At 71.3% G+C, this 15425-nt stretch carries 14 protein-coding genes and 1 pseudogene; 4 read left to right on the forward strand and 11 right to left on the reverse strand.

Annotated features, from left to right (window positions below):
• Both eutC and HLK59_RS40960 read right to left on the reverse strand, forming a co-directional pair.
• A partial coding sequence (gene eutC, locus HLK59_RS40955) for an ethanolamine ammonia-lyase subunit EutC (protein WP_171146737.1) occupies window positions 1-744 on the reverse strand: 744 nt, incomplete at its 3' end.
• Window positions 741-2120 (reverse strand): ethanolamine ammonia-lyase subunit EutB, encoded by a 1380-nt coding sequence (locus HLK59_RS40960; protein WP_171146738.1) that lies wholly within the window; start codon window positions 2118-2120, stop codon window positions 741-743. The genes eutC and HLK59_RS40960, both read right to left, overlap by 4 nt.
• 170 nt (window positions 2121-2290) lie before the next feature.
• Here HLK59_RS40960 and HLK59_RS40965 point away from each other — a divergent pair, with 170 nt between their 5' ends.
• Window positions 2291-3799, forward strand: a complete 1509-nt coding sequence (locus tag HLK59_RS40965; RefSeq protein ID WP_171146739.1) for an APC family permease — start codon at window positions 2291-2293, stop codon at window positions 3797-3799.
• Between the two features lie 7 nt (window positions 3800-3806).
• Here the strand turns inward: HLK59_RS40965 and HLK59_RS40970 are convergent, their stop codons facing one another.
• Window positions 3807-4145: a hypothetical protein gene (locus HLK59_RS40970; RefSeq protein ID WP_171146740.1), complete on the reverse strand. Its 339-nt coding sequence runs from the start codon at window positions 4143-4145 to the stop codon at window positions 3807-3809.
• A gap of 190 nt (window positions 4146-4335) precedes the next feature.
• Window positions 4336-4827 (reverse strand): MarR family transcriptional regulator, encoded by a 492-nt coding sequence (locus HLK59_RS40975; RefSeq protein ID WP_171146741.1) that lies wholly within the window; start codon window positions 4825-4827, stop codon window positions 4336-4338.
• Window positions 4828-4900: 73 nt separating this feature from the next.
• Here HLK59_RS40975 and HLK59_RS40980 point away from each other — a divergent pair, with 73 nt between their 5' ends.
• The 3 genes from HLK59_RS40980 to HLK59_RS40990 all read left to right on the forward strand — a co-directional run bounded on the left by HLK59_RS40980 (window position 4901) and on the right by HLK59_RS40990 (window position 7698).
• Window positions 4901-5800, forward strand: coding sequence for an ABC transporter ATP-binding protein (locus HLK59_RS40980; protein WP_171146742.1), 900 nt, complete (start codon window positions 4901-4903; stop codon window positions 5798-5800).
• Window positions 5797-7365 carry an ABC transporter permease gene (locus tag HLK59_RS40985; RefSeq protein ID WP_171146743.1) on the forward strand — a complete coding sequence of 523 codons (1569 nt, stop codon included), beginning with the start codon at window positions 5797-5799 and terminating at the stop codon, window positions 7363-7365. Before HLK59_RS40980 ends, HLK59_RS40985 begins: the two co-directional genes overlap by 4 nt.
• Window positions 7366-7479: 114 nt before the next feature.
• Window positions 7480-7698 carry a hypothetical protein gene (locus HLK59_RS40990; protein ID WP_240982933.1) on the forward strand — a complete coding sequence of 73 codons (219 nt, stop codon included), beginning with the start codon at window positions 7480-7482 and terminating at the stop codon, window positions 7696-7698.
• Here the strand turns inward: HLK59_RS40990 and HLK59_RS40995 are convergent.
• From HLK59_RS40995 to HLK59_RS41025, 7 genes and pseudogenes are all read right to left on the reverse strand, one after another.
• Window positions 7681-8883: a cytochrome P450 gene (locus HLK59_RS40995; RefSeq protein ID WP_171146745.1), complete on the reverse strand. Its 1203-nt coding sequence runs from the start codon at window positions 8881-8883 to the stop codon at window positions 7681-7683. The two genes, HLK59_RS40990 and HLK59_RS40995, sit on opposite strands and share 18 nt — an antisense overlap.
• Window positions 8884-9099: 216 nt before the next feature.
• Complete coding sequence (locus HLK59_RS41000) at window positions 9100-9774, reverse strand: response regulator transcription factor (RefSeq protein WP_171146746.1); 675 nt, start codon at window positions 9772-9774, stop codon at window positions 9100-9102.
• A complete protein-coding gene (locus tag HLK59_RS41005) occupies window positions 9771-11126 on the reverse strand; it encodes a histidine kinase (RefSeq protein ID WP_171146747.1) in 1356 nt (451 codons plus the stop codon). The genes HLK59_RS41000 and HLK59_RS41005 overlap by 4 nt, the downstream gene beginning before the upstream one ends.
• A gap of 109 nt (window positions 11127-11235) precedes the next feature.
• Window positions 11236-11910 carry a response regulator transcription factor gene (locus tag HLK59_RS41010; RefSeq protein ID WP_171146748.1) on the reverse strand — a complete coding sequence of 225 codons (675 nt, stop codon included), beginning with the start codon at window positions 11908-11910 and terminating at the stop codon, window positions 11236-11238.
• Window positions 11907-13262 carry a sensor histidine kinase gene (locus HLK59_RS41015; protein ID WP_346779930.1) on the reverse strand — a complete coding sequence of 452 codons (1356 nt, stop codon included), beginning with the start codon at window positions 13260-13262 and terminating at the stop codon, window positions 11907-11909. Before HLK59_RS41015 ends, HLK59_RS41010 begins: the two co-directional genes overlap by 4 nt.
• Before the next feature lie 10 nt (window positions 13263-13272).
• The gene (locus HLK59_RS41020) at window positions 13273-14445 is read right to left on the reverse strand and encodes an acyltransferase (RefSeq protein WP_171146750.1); all 1173 of its coding nucleotides are present in this window, start codon (window positions 14443-14445) and stop codon (window positions 13273-13275) included.
• 118 nt (window positions 14446-14563) lie between these two features.
• Window positions 14564-15379 (reverse strand): annotated as a pseudogene (locus HLK59_RS41025) (alpha/beta hydrolase); the annotation flags it as partial.
• Window positions 15380-15425: the final 46 nt, after the last annotated feature.

A 15425-nucleotide genomic window follows, 5' to 3' on the forward strand; every position in this document is an offset into this window, starting at 1 on the left:
TTCATGTGTGTTTTTTTTTTGAATGGTCCGTCGACCACCGTGACCTACCCTATCCTTGGGGAAGGGGGGGTAAGATGGTGATAAGGGACAGTCGTACGACAGCCCCGACGGCGGTCTGATGTTGGACAGGCAGTTCCGGTCGGCGTCCGTCGTCACCCCCGGCACCGGCCGGTAGGTCAGATACGCCCCCAGCGAGTCCGCCGCCGACATCCCGGGCCGCTCCCCCACCAGCACGACCACCAGCTCGGCGCCCATCGCCGCCCCGACGTCGTCCCCCAGCGCGACCCGGGCCTGCTCGGCCAGCACGACCGGGGCGATCCGCCACCCGGCCAGCCGCGCCGCCGTCGCCCGCACCACCGCCGCCGCGTGCTCGTGCACCGCCCGGCTGGACAGCCCGTCCGCGACGACGAACACCACGTCCCACTCGCCCACCGGCAGATGGGCCCGGTCGGTGGCGTCCAACCGCCGCCCCAGGTCGGGGCGTTGGAGATACGTCAGCCGGTCGCCGGCCGCGCTGCGGACCCGTACCGTCGGCATCCCCGGCAGTCCCGCCGCGACCGCGTCCGGATCGAACGGCGAGTGCACCGCGTCCCGGGCCGCCGCGTGCGCGGTCTGGAGCTCCAGGCGGTGCCGGGTCGGCAGCGCGGAGCCGGAGCGGCCCAGGCCGATGCGGGCCTGGGTGTGGCGGCGCAGGGAGATCCACAACTCGTCGTCGTCCAGGGCCAGTTCACTCGTACCGCTCATGCCGCGAGCTCCCTTCCGATGGCCGTCAGTGCGTGGGAGCCGACCTCGCGGATGCCGCCGCGTTCGTCCAGCAGCCCCATCGACTCCAGCCACGCCTCGAACTCCGGTGCCGGGCGCAGGCCGAGGACCTCACGGAGGTACAACGCGTCGTGGTAGGAGGCCGATTGGTAGTTGAGCATGATGTCGTCGCCGCCCGGCGTGCAGATCACGAAGGAGGCGCCCGCGACACCGAGCATGGTCAGCATGGTCGCCACGTCGTCGTCATCGGCGTCCGCGTGGTTGGTGTAGCAGATGTCCAGGCCCATCGGCAGACCGAGCAGCTTGCCGCAGAAGTGGTCCTCCAGGGCGGCGCGGAGGATCTGGCGGCCGTCGTAGAGGTACTCCGGGCCGATGAAGCCGACGACCGTGTTCACGAGCAGGGGGTCGTAGCGCCGCGCGACCGCGTAGGCCCGCGCCTCCACCGTCTGCTGGTCCACTCCGTGGTGCGCGTCGGCGGAGAGCGCGGCGCCCTGTCCGGTCTCGAAGTACATGACGTTGCGGCCGACCGTGCCGCGCTCCAGCTTCAGGGCGGCCTCGTACGCCTCGTCGAGCAGACCGAGCGTCACGCCGAAGGAGGCGTTGGCCGCCTGGGTGCCCGCGATCGACTGGAAGACCAGGTCCACCGGGGCGCCGCGCTCCATCAGGTCCACGCTCGTCGTGACGTGGCACAGCACGCAGGACTGGGTGGGGATCGCGTACCGCTGGATCACCCCGTCGAGGAGGTCCAGCAGGTCCCGTACCGCCTTCGGGCTGTCCGTCGCGGGGTTGATGCCGATGACGGCGTCCCCCGAGCCCAGCAGCAGCCCGTCCAGCAGGGCCGCCGCCACGCCCGCCGGGTCGTCGGTCGGGTGGTTGGGCTGGAGCCGGGTCGCGAGCCGCCCGGGCAGACCGATCGTCGACCGGAAGCCCGTCACGACCCGCACCTTGCGCGCCACCGCCACCAGATCGGCGTTCCCCATGAGCTTGGAGACGGCCGCCACCATCTCCGGTGTGAGCCCGGGAGCCACGGCCGTGAGCGCGGGCGGGCCGGCCGTCAACAGCCACTCCCTGAACTCACCCACCGTCAGCCCGGCCACCGGTGCGAAGGCCGCCGTGTCGTGCGTGTCGAGGATCAGCCGGGTCACGTCGTCGGTCTCGTACGGGATCAGCGGCTCGGTCAGGAACGCCGTGAGCGGTACCTCGGCCAACGCCCAGCGGGCCGCGACCCGTTGCCGTGCGCTCGTCGCGGCGAGCCCGGCGAGATGATCGCCGGAGCGCTCCGGGCTCGCGGCGGCGAGGAGGCGGGCGAGGGAGTCGAAGCGGTGGCGTTCGCCGCCGAGGGTGGACGTGTAGCTCATGCCGGGGACCGTACGAGCCGCGTGTTGCGAGGAGATTGCGGCAGATTTCCTCGGGATTCTAAAGGTCTGGTTGACAAACATTTAACGCACCGAGACCCTTGGCCGACTTATTTCGCCTACAGAGTTCCGGTCCAGTACACCAGCACACCAGCAGGAGAGGGGCCACCCCGATGGCAGTGGATGAGGGAGTCGCCCCGGCGGCGACGACAGATGAGGGCGGCACCGTCCACCGGCTGAAGCCCAACGCCATCGGCCTGCTCGGCGTGGTCTTCATGGCCGTCGCGACCGCCGCGCCGATCACCGCGATGACCGGCAACGTGCCCTTCATGGTGTCGGCGGGCAACGGCATCGGCGCCCCGGCGAGCTACCTCGTCGCAATGGTCGTACTGGCAATCTTTTCCGTCGGCTTCACCTCGATGGCGAAGCACATCACCTCCACCGGAGCCTTCTACGGCTTCATCTCCTACGGCCTCGGCCGCACGATCGGCCTCGCCTCGGGCCTGCTCGCGACCTTCGCGTACGTCGTCTTCGAGCCGGCGCTGATCGGCATCTTCTCGACCTTCGCGACGGAGACGCTGAAGGACCAGACGGGCGTCGACGTCCCCTGGTGGGCGTTCGCGGTGCTGATGCTCGCGATCAACGCGACCGGCACCTGGTTCGGCGTCTCGGTCGCCGAGAAGCTGCTCGTCGTCCTCCTCGCGACCGAGGTGACGATCCTGGCGGCCATGGCGATCTCGGTCGCGCTGCACGGCGGCGGCCCGGACGGCTTCAGCCTCGACCCGGTCAACCCGGTCAACGCCTTCCACGGCACCAGCGCCGGACTCGGACTCTTCTTCGCCTTCTGGTCGTGGGTCGGCTTCGAGTCGACGGCGATGTACGGCGAGGAGTCCCGCAACCCGAAGAAGATCATCCCCAAGGCGACGATGATCTCGGTCCTCGGCGTCGGCATCTTCTACGTCTTCGTCTCCTGGATGGCCATCACCGGCACCGGCGAGTCGAAGGCGGTGGAGGTCGCCACGGCCAACCCCCTCGCCCTGTTCTTCAACCCCACCGAGCAGTACGTCGGCCACTGGGCGGTCGTCGTCATGCAGTGGCTGATGATCACCGGCTCGCTCGCCTGCGGCATGGCCTTCCACAACTGCGCCGCCCGCTACATGTACGCGCTGGGCCGCGAGGGCGTCCTCCCCTCACTGAAGAACACCCTCGGCCGCACCCACGCCCGGCACGGCTCCCCGCACATCGCGGGCCTGGTCCAGACCGTGGTGACCGCCCTGCTGCTGATCGCGTTCTGGGTGGCGGGCAAGGACCCGTACACCGGTACCTATGTCCTGCTCGCCATCCTCGGCACCATGGCGATCCTCGTCGTGCAGGCCGTCTGCTCCTTCGCGGTCCTGGTCTACTTCCGCAAGCACCACCCCGAGAGCCGCCACTGGTTCCGGACCCTCACCGCCCCGCTCCTCGGCGGCGTCGCGATGCTCGCGGTGGTCGCACTGCTGGTCTCCAACATGAGCGCGGCGGCCGGCAGCGAGTCCGGCTCCCTGGTCCTGAAGGCGACACCGTGGCTGGTGGCCCTGGTGGCAGCGACCGGAATCGGCTACGCGCAGTACCTGAAGCGCCGGTCCCCGGACCGGTACCTGCTGCTGGGCCGGACGGTCCTGGAGGAGACGAAGGAGCGGTAGCCGTGCCTCAGAGCTTGGAGTAGTTCTCGGCGCCCGCGCAGTCCTTGGACGCACCGTCCCAACGGCAGAGCGTGACCTTGATCCGGTCGATGCCGCCGACCAGGTCCGTGTCGCCGATGGTGAAGTTGAAGTCTCGCGGAGAGCCAAGGTCGCTTTCGGCATTGGCCGTCCGGGTGACGGACTCGATCTTCGTCGACCCCGCGTATGCCTCGAAGTAGGCCGTGACGTGACCGATGTTGTTGGCGGTGTCCACCACGGTGCCCTGGACGTTGGCGGTGCGGTTGTACCAGGTGATGGAGCCACCGGTATAAGCGTGGCCCTGGCCGTCCGGGTCGAACCTGAACACCTCGAACGCGTCCTTCGGGTAATCCGCCGCGGACGCCGGCGCCGGTGTCACCCCCGACAAACCACAGGCCGACAGGAGACCGACAGCCATCGCGCGCAAAACCCGGGACATCTCTCCACCTCTCCGTAGCGATACGGGAGAAGCCTCATACGGCCGCGCCGCCCGCGGAACCTGAAAGGTTCGAGGTGGCCTAGTCCCCGAACCTCTGCGCCCGATGCACCCGCCACCGCTCCATCATGGTCGCGACCTCGCCCTCGACGAACTCGAAGAAGGCGAGTGTCTCGGCCATGCGGCGGCCCGCGGGTGTGTCGGCGCCGAGGCTGCTGACGCCCTCGCGGAGGGCGCCTTCCCAGCGTTTGAGGACCGCCTCGCGGTTGGTCAGGGCCTCGTACCACTGGTCCCCGTGCACCCGGTAACGCTCCCGGCGTGAACCGGGCTCCCGCTCACGGGACACCATGTGCGTCTGGGCCAGATACCGCACCGCCCCGGAGACGGCCGCGGGGCTGATCCTGAGCTGTTCGCCCAGCTCGGCGGAGGTCATGACGCCCTCATCGGAGGAGAGCAGCGCGGCGAAGACCCGCGCCGCCATGCGCTGCATCCCCGCCTCGACGAGCTGCGCCGCGAAGGACTCGACGAACTTCGAGACGGCCTCCGCGTCCCGCTCACCAGCTGCTTCCGTCATGGCCTCATCCTATCCGGGCTTCATACGCTTCCTTAACTTCACAAATTTCTGAAAGAAGCGTACGTTCGGAAGCATGACGAAGGCCATCAGCGTCGCCGGACTCCACAAGTCCTTCGGCGGGACGCACGCACTCGACGGACTCGACCTGGAGGTGGAGACCGGCGAGGTCCACGGCTTCCTCGGCCCGAACGGCGCCGGCAAGTCCACCACCATCCGCGTCCTGCTCGGCCTGCTGCGCGCCGACTCCGGCGCCGCGCAGGTGCTCGGCCGCGACCCGTGGGCGGACGCCGTCGAGGTGCACGGCAGGATCGCGTACGTCCCGGGCGACGTCACCCTCTGGCGCAACCTGTCCGGCGGCGAGGTCATCGACCTCTACGGCAGGCTCCGGGGCGGCCTCGACGCCCGCCGCCGCGCCGAACTGATCGAACGCTTCGAGCTGGACCCCACCAAGAAGGGCCGCACCTACTCCAAGGGCAACCGCCAGAAGGTCGCCCTCGTCGCCGCGTTCGCCTCGGACGTCGACCTGCTGATCCTGGACGAGCCGACGTCGGGCCTGGACCCGCTGATGGAGGAGGTCTTCCAGCGGTGCGTGGAGGAGGAGCGGGACAGAGGCCGTACGGTCCTGCTGTCCTCGCACATCCTGAGCGAGGTCGAGGAGCTCTGCGACCGGGTCAGCATCATCCGCCAGGGCCGTACCGTCGAGAGCGGTTCGCTCGCCGACCTGCGCCATCTGACCCGGACCAGCGTGACGGCCGAACTCGCGGGCCCGCCCAACGGGTTGGCGCGGCTGCCGGGCGTGCACGGCCTCGACGTCCAGGGGCACCGCGTCCGGTTCCAGGTGGACACCGACAAACTCGACGCCGTACTGCGGTCGTTGAGCGAGTCCGGCGTGCGCTCCCTGACCTCCACCCCGCCCACGCTGGAGGAGCTGTTCCTGCGCCACTACCAGGAGGAAGAGGCGACGGCCCGATGAGCACCCTCGCGGGCACGGGCGTGCTGCTGCGCTTCTCCCTGCGCCGCGACCGGCTGACGGTCCCGGTCTGGGTCGCGGTGAACGCGCTGATGGTGCTCTCCATGCCGAGCAGCCTGAAGAACCTGTACGGCACCCCGGCCGAACGCGCCGACCTGATCCACCAGGTGTCCGCCAACGCCTCCTTCCGCGCCCTGATCGGACCGGTCTTCGACACCTCGCTGGGCGCGCTGACGGCCTGGCGCGTCGGTGCGTACGCGGGGCTGGTCGCGGCCGCGATGAGCCTGCTGATCGTCGTACGGCACACCCGGGACGAGGAGGAGAGCGGCCGCCAGGAGCTGGTGGCGTCCGGGATGGTGGGCCGCAGGGCGTCACTGACGGCGGCGCTGCTGGCGGCGGGGGTCGCGAACGCCGTACTGGCACTGCTGGTGACGGCGGGCCTGGCCGGACAGGGCCTCACCGGGGCGCTGGCCCTCGGTCTCGGGATCGCGGGCGTCGGCATGGTCTTCGCCACGATGGCCGCGATCGTCGCGCAGCTGACGGAGAGCGCGCGGCTGGCGCGCGGGCTGACGGCCGGGGTGCTGGGTGCGGCCTTCGTCCTGCGCGCGGCGGGCGACTCGGCGAGGGACGACGGAAGTTCGGCCCTGACCTGGCTCTCCCCGCTGGGCTGGCTGGAGAACCTGCGCCCGTACGCCGACGAACGCTGGTGGGTCCTGTTGCTGTTCGCGGCAGCGGTCGCCGTGCAGGCGTCGGTGGCCTACGGGCTGGCGGGCCGCCGGGACGTGGGCATGAGCTTCCTGCCGACCCGGCCGGGACCGGCCGCGGGCCGCCTGAACAGTGCGGGCGCGCTGGCCTGGCGCTTGCAGCGGGGCAGCGTCTACGGCTGGAGCCTCGCCTTCTTCGTCGTCGGCATCGTCTACGGCGGTCTGACGGACGGCGTGGCCGACCTGGTCGGCGACAACGCCCGCGCCCGCGAGATCTTCGAGCGGATGGGCGGTCAGAACGATCTGACGGACGCGTTCCTGGCGTCGATGGTCGCCATGATGGGCCTCGTCGCGGCCCTGTACGTGGTCGGTTCGGTGCTGCGGCTGCACGCCGAGGAGACCTCGGGCCGCGCGGAGCCGGTGCTGGCGAACGCGGTGGGCCGCGTTCGCTGGGCCGCCGGCCATCTTGCCGTGGCCTTCGGCGGGGTCGTCCTGCTCATGCTCCTCACCGGCCTGGGCTTCGCCGTGGGCTACGGCGGACAAGTCGGGCCCATCCTCGGGGCCTGCCTGGTCCAGGTGGCCGCGGTGTGGGTGATCGGCGGCCTCGCGGTCGCGCTGTACGGGCTGCTGCCGCGCCTGGCACCGGCGGCGTGGGGCGTCGCGGGCGCGGTCCTGCTGATCGGCTGGGTAGGACCGGCGCTGGACGCTCCGCGGGCGGTGCTGGACGTGTCGCCGTTCGGGCATCTGCCGAAGCTGCCCGGCGGGGAGATGAGTTGGGGGCCGGTGCTGGTGCTGGTCGGGCTGGCGGTGGTGCTGGTGGCCGGTGGGCTGGCGGGGTTGCGGAGGCGGGACATGACGACGTGACGGGGCGGAGATGACCGGGCGAGAACCGCGGGAGGCGCGCGGTGCGTCCATCCGGGCATGGAAGACCGGCCGGACCCCCGGGATCGACGCAACGCCGTGACGTGCAGTGGCTGCATGCTGTCGGCGGTGGGGGCGCTGGTGGCGACCCTCGTGTGGGCCGGCTCGCCCCGCACCGGACGACACATGGGCGGCGGCTTCGAGGGCGAGGGCACCGACGTCGGCGCCGCCCTCGTCGAACTCCCCCTCGTCGCCCTCGCCGGAGCGCTCCTGCCGGCGCTCGTCTCCCTCGTGATCGCGTACCTGGTGGGCCGGCGGTCAGACCCCCACGGCTAGCCCTTCCAGCCCCCTGATCACGAAGTTCGGCTTCCGCTCCGGCTCGGCGGCGAGGGCGAGGGCCGGCGCCTTCTCCAGCAACGCCGTCATCGAGGCCGCCAGCTCGATACGGGCCAGCGGGGCACCGATGCAGTAGTGGATACCGGCGCTGAAGGAGATGTGCGGGTTGTCCTTGCGGGTGAGGTCGAGCTTCTCGGGGGCCTGGAAGACGGCCGGGTCGTGGTTCGCGGAGCCGAAGAGCATCGCGACCTCCGCGCCCCTGGGGATCGTGGTCCCGTCGATCTCGATGTCGTCCAGCACCCAGCGCTCGAAGAGCTGGAGCGGGGTGTCGTGGCGCATGAGCTCTTCGATCGCGGACGGGACCAGCGCGTGGTCGGCGCGGAGGGCGGCGAGCTGGTCGGGGTTGCGGAAGAGCGCGTACCAGCCGTTGACGGTGGCGTTGACCGTGGCCTCGTGCCCCGCGTTGAGCAGCAGGACGCAGGTCGAGATCATCTCCTGCTCGGTGAGCCGGTCACCCTCGTCATGAGCGGCGATGAGCCCGGAGATCAGATCGTCGCCGGGGTTCTCGCGCCGCTCGGCGATCAGCTCCCGCAGATACTCGGAGAACTCCACCGAGGCCCGCACCGCCCTCGCCGCCACGTCCTCCGCCGGTTTCAGCTCGTACATCCCGCAGATGTCCGCCGACCAGGGCCGCAACGGAGCGCGGTCGGCCTCCGGGATGCCCAGCATCTCGGCGATGACGGCGACGGGCAGCGGCTCGGCGACATCGGTGAGCAGGTCACCGCCGCCCTTCTCGACCAGCTCGTCCACCAGCTCACCGGCCAGCCGGGCCACATACGGCTTGAGCTGCTCCACCGTCCGCGGCGTGAACGCCTTGGACACCAGCCGCCGGATCCGGGTGTGGTCCGGCGGCTCCAGGTCGAGCATCCCGTGGTCGTTGAGCGTGTGGAACGGCTCGTGCGCGGCGGGAGGCGCCGTCCGCCCGAAGTCCTCGTGCGAGAACCGGTGCTGATACGTCCGCCCCAGCCGCCGCTCGCGCAGCAGCGCCGACACATCGGCGTGGTGCGGCACGAGCCACTGCCGCGTGGGCTCGTAGAAGTGCACGCGGCCCTTGGCGCGCAGGTCGGCATAAGAGGGGTACGGGTCGGCGAGAAACGCCGGGTCCCACGGGTCGAAGGCTGCCATGAACGGACGTTAGACCGACGGCCCCCCTCCTGACCAGGGGTGTCTCAGCGGATCACCGGCGCGACGGGTCGGGCAGGCTCCACCACTGCCAGGTGTTGCTGCCGCAGTCGCGGACGTTGATCCCCGCGTGCTCGCTCTGGTCCCCGCGGTTCTGGATGCTCAGGCACTGCTGGTTGGCCCGCCCGTGGCGGTGCGTGACGATCTAGTTCCTCCGGGTCAGCCCGGGGTCACCAGGCGGGCCTCGTAGGCGAAGACCGCCGCCTGGGTGCGGTCCCTCAGGCCCAGCTTCACCAGGATGCGGCTGACGTGGGTCTTGATCGTGGACTCCGCGACCACCAGGCGCTCGGCGATCTCCACGTTCGACAGGCCCTGGGCGATCAGGACCAGGACCTCCGTCTCGCGCTCGGTCAGTTCGCCGTACGCCGCCTGTGCGGAGGACATCAGCCGGGGGGAGTCGGAGAGCTTCGAGAACTCCGTGATCAGGCGCTTGGTGACCGAGGGTGCCAGCAGGGCCTCACCGGAGGCCACCACCCTCACTCCCTCCGCCAGTTGACGGGCCGAGGCGTCCTTCAGCAGGAAGCCCGAGGCGCCCGCCCGAAGCGCCTGGTACACGTACTCGTCCAGGTCGAACGTGGTCAGCACCAGCACCTTCGCCGCACCGTCCGCCGCGACGATCTCCCTCGTCGCCTCGATGCCGTTCAGCTCGGGCATCCGGATGTCCATCAGCACGACGTCCGGGGCGAGTTCACGGACCCGGTCCACCGCCTCGCGGCCGTTGACCGCCTCACCGACGACCTCGATGTCCGGCATCGCGTTGAGCAGCACGGAGAAGCCCTCGCGCACCATCATCTGGTCGTCCGCGATGAGCACGCGGATGGTGCCCCTCGTCATGCCTCACCGTCGCTCGCCAGGGAGACGGGAAGGAACACCGTCACCTCGTAACCTCCGTCGTCCGTCGGGGCCGCCGTCATCTCGCCGTTCAGCATCGACACCCGCTCCCGCATGCCCGTGATGCCGTGCCCGGCGCCGGGCGAGGGCTTCAGCAGCGCCTTCGCGGGCGCCGGGTCGTTGACGATGCGCAGGCCCAGACCGCCCAGGACATAGCCGATCTCCACGCGGGCGCTCGCGCCGGGCGCGTGGCGCAAGGTGTTGCTCAGGGCCTCCTGGACTATGCGGTATGCCGAAAGCTCCACGCCCTGCGGCAGTTCACGCACCGCACCGGTCACCGTCTTGTCCACGCTCAGCCCGGTGTCCCGCACATTGGCGAGCAGGACGTCGAGGTCGGCGAGGGTGGGCTGCGGGGCGTCCGGGGCCTCGTAGTCCTCGGCACGGACCACGCCCAGGACACGGCGGAGCTCGGTGAGGGCCGCCACCGCGTTCTCCCGGATCGTCGCGAAGGCCCGCTCCAGCTCCGGCGGCGGGTTCTCCACCCGGTAGGGCGCGGCCTCGGCCTGGATGGCGACGACCGACATGTGGTGGGCGACCACGTCGTGCAGCTCGCGGGCGATGGTGGTGCGCTCCTCCAGCAGGGTGCGCTTGGAACGCTCGTGCATGGTCACCGTCTGTTGCGCGGTCACCTCCCGCTCGGCGGTGCGGCGGATGTGCCAGACCGCGACGACGAGGAGGAGGAGCGCGGAGACGACCAGCATGGGGCCGGTGTTGGTGCTGTAGTGGCCCCAGCCGAAGAACGTCTCGGCGAAGAAGCCGTACAGCGCGGTCAGCAGCCACATCCATGCCGCTGTGCGCGGCCGGGTGCGTATCGCCACGACCGTCAGCACGGTCAGGTGGGAGATGAAACTGCCGGGCAGCCAGGGCCAGTTGCCCCAGGACGTGCCCAGCACGGCGACGGCGGTGGTCGAGCCGAGGGACAGCCAGAACGCGCCGCCCGGCCGGACCATCGAGAGCAGGACCGGCGCCAGGACGAGAAAGCCGGACAGCAGCTGCGTCACATCGCCCTGGCCGGTCACCCCGGTGCCGAACACGGCCATCAATCCGAACGCCGTCACCACCGCGTGCGGGGTCCAGACCGCGTACTCCCGCAGCCGGGCGGGGAGCCGGCGGGTCAGCGGGCCGTCGACCGCCATGCGGGGCAGCGGACGGTACGCGAAGGCGTCGTGGATCAGATCCTGGCGCAGACCGCGCAGGGCCTCCAGGGCGGCCCGCACCTCCGGGCTGCGCGGCTTGTAGGTGTCGTACCCACCGCCTTGCGGGGGCGTGGTGTGCGTCTCGGTCGTCTCGGTCACATTCAGAACCGTAGGCGGAGGAAGGGGTCGCGGTCGTCACCAGTGAGAGGGGTCCTTCGGGGTCCGTCTCAGGTACTACGGGTAGCGGCGGGGACGGCCGGCCGTCGGGTCAGTAGCCCGACGGCCTCACCAGGCCCGACTCGTAGGCGAACACCGCCGCCTGGGTGCGGTCCCGCAGGCCCAGCTTCACCAGGATGCGGCCCACGTGGGTCTTCACGGTCTGTTCGGCCACCACCAGGCGCGTGGCGATCTCCGCGTTGGACAGGCCTTGGGCGATCAGGGCGAGGACCTCGGTCTCGCGTTCGGTGAGGTCGCCGACGCGTTCCTTGAGCGGGCTGCGGGGGCGGTCGCCGAGGCGGGAGAACTCGGTGATCAGACGCCGGGTGATGCCGGGGGCGAGGAGGGCGTCGCCGGCCGCCACCACCCGGACCGCCTCGGCCAGCTGGTCCGCGGAGGCGTCCTTCAGGAGGAAGCCCGAGGCACCCGCGCGCAGTGCCTCGTACACGTACTCGTCGAGGTCGAACGTGGTCAGCACGAGCACCCTGATCCCGGGGGTCGCCTCGGTGATGCGGCGGGTGGCCTCGATACCGCCGAGCTCCGGCATGCGGATGTCCATCAGCACGACGTCCGGGGCGAGTTCGGCGACCTTCGCCACGGCGTCCAGCCCGTCGACCGCCTGCCCGATCACCTCGATGTCCGGCTGGGTGTTGAGCAGCACGGTGAAGCCCTGCCGGACCATCTGCTGGTCGTCGGCGATGAGTACGCGGATGGGGCTGCTCGTCATACGGTGCCGTCCTTGAGATCGCCGGCCGGGTCGGAGGCTTCGGTGCCCGGGCGGGCCGGGAGGAACGCGAACACCTTGTAGCCGCCGTCCGGAAGAGGGTGTGCCGTCATGGAACCGTCGAGCATCCCGACCCGTTCCCGCATCCCGAGCAGTCCGTGCCCGGCACCGGGTGACGGCGGGGCGGACCGTGTCGGCGCCGAGTTGACGACCTCCACGATCAACCCGAAGGCAGTGTGCCGGAGTTCGACATGGGCGATCGCGCCCGGTGCGTGACGCAGCACGTTGCTCAGCGCCTCCTGCACGATCCGGTACGCCGACAGCTCCAGGCCGGGCGGCAGCGGGCGGCGCTCGCCCCGCACGTCGAGCTCGACCCGCAGTCCGGCCGCCCGGGTGTTCTCCACCAGCGCGTCGAGCCGGTCGAGGGTGGGCTGCGGGGTGTGCGGGGCGGTGCGGGTGCCGGTGCCGGGCTCCACGGGGTCCGGGGATTCGGGGTGCTCGGAGCGCAGGACGCCCAGGACACGGCGGAGTTCGATGAGCGCCTCCAGCGCGTTCTGCCGGATGCCGTCGAGGTTCTCCTTGAGTTCCTCCGACGGGTTCTCGACCAGATGTGGGGCGACCTGGGCCTGGATGGAGATCACCGACATGTGGTGGGCGACCACGTCGTGCAGCTCGCGGGCGATCCGGCTGCGCTCCTCCAGCAGGGTGCGCCGGGCGCGCTCCTCGGTGGTGAGGCTGGTCTGCTCGACGAGTTCCTGACGGGCCTCCCGGCGGCCGCGCAGGGCGATGCCGAGGACCACGGAGATCGCGGAGAGAGCGACGGCGATCACGCCGGTGGACTCGTAGTGCGCGGCGCCCCACAGGCCCTGAAGGGCGTAGGTGGTCAGCCCGGTCAGGGCCAGCACCTCCAGGGAGACCCGGGTGGGGACGCGCAGGGTGAGCAGCAGGAGCACGAGGAGGTGAGCGATCGTCCCCGCCGTGGACCACGGCCAGGTGAACTCCCGCGCCGGGCCGCCGAGCAGCCCGTGCAGGAGGACGGCCTGGAGCACGGTGACCGCCAGCGACAGCCACCAGGCCGGGATCGGCCGCCACATCGCGAGGAGGACCGCGCCGCCCTGGGCGACCGCGATGACGAACGCCCACCCGAAGGACAACCCGCCGTTGTCCTGGAGCTGGGGCAGCCCACCGACCGTGATCCCGAACGCGGCCAGGCAGAGCAGACCGTGCGGCAACCAGCGCAGCCACACCGACGGGGGCAGCGGATCCGCGCGGGTGGTCCACAGGTCCTCGCGCAGCGAGCGCGACCAGCGCAGCAGCCGGCCCACGACCACGTGCTGGATCCCCGTTTCCGTCACGGGCCCCACCCTAGACACGGGTCACCTCCACCGGCCTCGTCCTTCCGGCCGGCCGATGCCCCCGGACGACCCGCGAGACCCCGCCCCGGCGGCCGCCCTGTTCGTAGGAGCGGAACGCGGTCCAGCAGACGGCGAGCACGAGCACGAACACCGGGAGCCAGGCCAGCCGGGCGGCGACCCAGCCGAGGCCGTCCGGGACGGTGTGCAGTCCGGGCAGACGGCCGGCGAGGAGGCCGGTGGCCGTGGTCGCCATCAGGGCCGTCTGGTGCCAGAGGAAGATCGTCATCGCGGAGAGGTTCACCAGGGCGACCGCCGCCCAGGCCGACGGGCGGCGCATCGCTCGACGCAGCCGGTCGCGCAGCAGCAGGGACAGGCCGCACTGGGCCAGTCCGAAGGTGACCGCGGCCAGCGTCGGCGGGTTCAGATTGGAGACCGGGGCGCCGGGGACGCCGACCATCGACGCCGGGTAGCCGGCCCAGACGACCAGGGCCGCGGTCACCGCCGTACCGCCGGTCAGCAGGATCCAGCCGGAGCGTCGGCGGTCCAGCTCCCCGCGGGTCCAGGCCGCGCCGAGGGTGTACGGCACGAGCCAGCCGGCCGCCACATTGACCCAGCCGAGCCAGGACGGACCGCCGAGGCCGAAGCGGAGCAGGTCGACATGGAGGACGACAGCCAGCGGCCACAAGGGGTTCATCCGGGTCAGCAGGGGGGTCGCCGCCGTCAACGCGGCGAACACGACGAGGAACCACAGGGGCGACAGCGCCAGCTTCACCAGGGTGCGGACCGTGCCGTACTCCGCGCCCGTGAGCAGCAGGCCCGCGGCGATCACCGTCCACAGGGTGAGGACGGCGGCGACCGGCTTGAACAGCCGGGACAGCCGGGCGGTCAGCCACTCGCCGTACGTGGTGCCACGCGCCTGTGCCGAGGCGTAGCTCTTGGTCGCCACATGGCCGCCGACCAGGAAGAACACCGCGAGGGTCTGGAAGGCCCAGGAGATCGGGGCGAGCCAGGGCATGTGCTGGAGCGGGCTCCCGGTGCGCAGGGCGCGGCCGTCGGCGACCAGGGCGGTCACCAGCCAGTGGCCGAGGACCACGCCGAGGATCGCGAAGGCGCGCAGGGCGTCCACGGCACGGTCGCGGCCGGCGGGCGTGGCCTCGTCGACGCGGGCGGCGCCCCGGCGTATGGATTCCCGGACCTGTCGTACGGCTGCCCAACCCTGCCTTGTGCCCTGCCTTGTGCCCTGCCTTGTGCCCTGCCTTGTGCCCTGCCTTGTGCCCTGCCTTGTGGAGCCCCAGGTCGTGTCACGCACGGGTCACCTCCGAGGTCTGTCCCAGGACGATCCGGGCCAGGTTGGCCAGGGAGAGCGAGCCCGGGGTGAAGTAGTCGCTGTGGCCGCCGTCGCCCGCGGCGAACACCTGCGCGCCGAAGGCCGGGGACATGGGGTCGGTGCCGAAGCCGACGGTGATGCCGAACAGGTTGGTCCTGACGTGCGGGACCTCGGCCACCCAGTCGTCGCCGCCGCGCGCCGCCCAGACGCGGGCGCGGGTGTGCAGGGCCGCGGCGTCCTCGGCGCCGGTGCCGGGGCTGCCGAGGAGGACCAGATCGCTCACGTCCAGGTCGGTGGCGGCTCGGGCGCAAACAACCGAGCCGTAGCTGTGGCAGAGCAGGGAGACGGTGGCCTGTCGGCCGGCTATGCCGTGCAGTTGGCGTACGAACTCGCGCAGGTGGGGGGCGGCTTGGTCGGCTCGGTCGGTGGTGGTGACGGTCGGGCTGATCGTGGCCGGGGTTTCGTAGCCGAGCCAGGCGATGACCGCGGTGCGCGGGTCGGTGCGGGTCAGCTGCTTGTGGAGGGCGGCCGCGGCCCTGTGGAAACGGCCGTAGGTGTCGAGGGAGGTGTCGGAACCGGGGACGAGCACGGCGATGTGGTCCGCGTGGGCGAGGTCGCCGAAGACCTCGGTGGCCTGGCCGGAGCCTCGGCCGTCGAAGTGGAGGAAGTGGCGGGAGGGGGACGCCAGCGCTCGGTCGGCGGCAGCCCTCTCGTCGTCGCCGTGCGCCGCGGCCATACGGGACGCCTCCGCGGCGTTGGCACGGTTCGCCGCGTAGGCCTCGTCCAGCGTGGGCCCCCTCCGGGGGGCCGGGCGCGCGGGGGGCGGGCTCTTTTAC

It is taken from the genome of Streptomyces sp. S3(2020), from assembly GCF_013044505.1.
Taxonomy (GTDB): domain Bacteria; phylum Actinomycetota; class Actinomycetes; order Streptomycetales; family Streptomycetaceae; genus Streptomyces.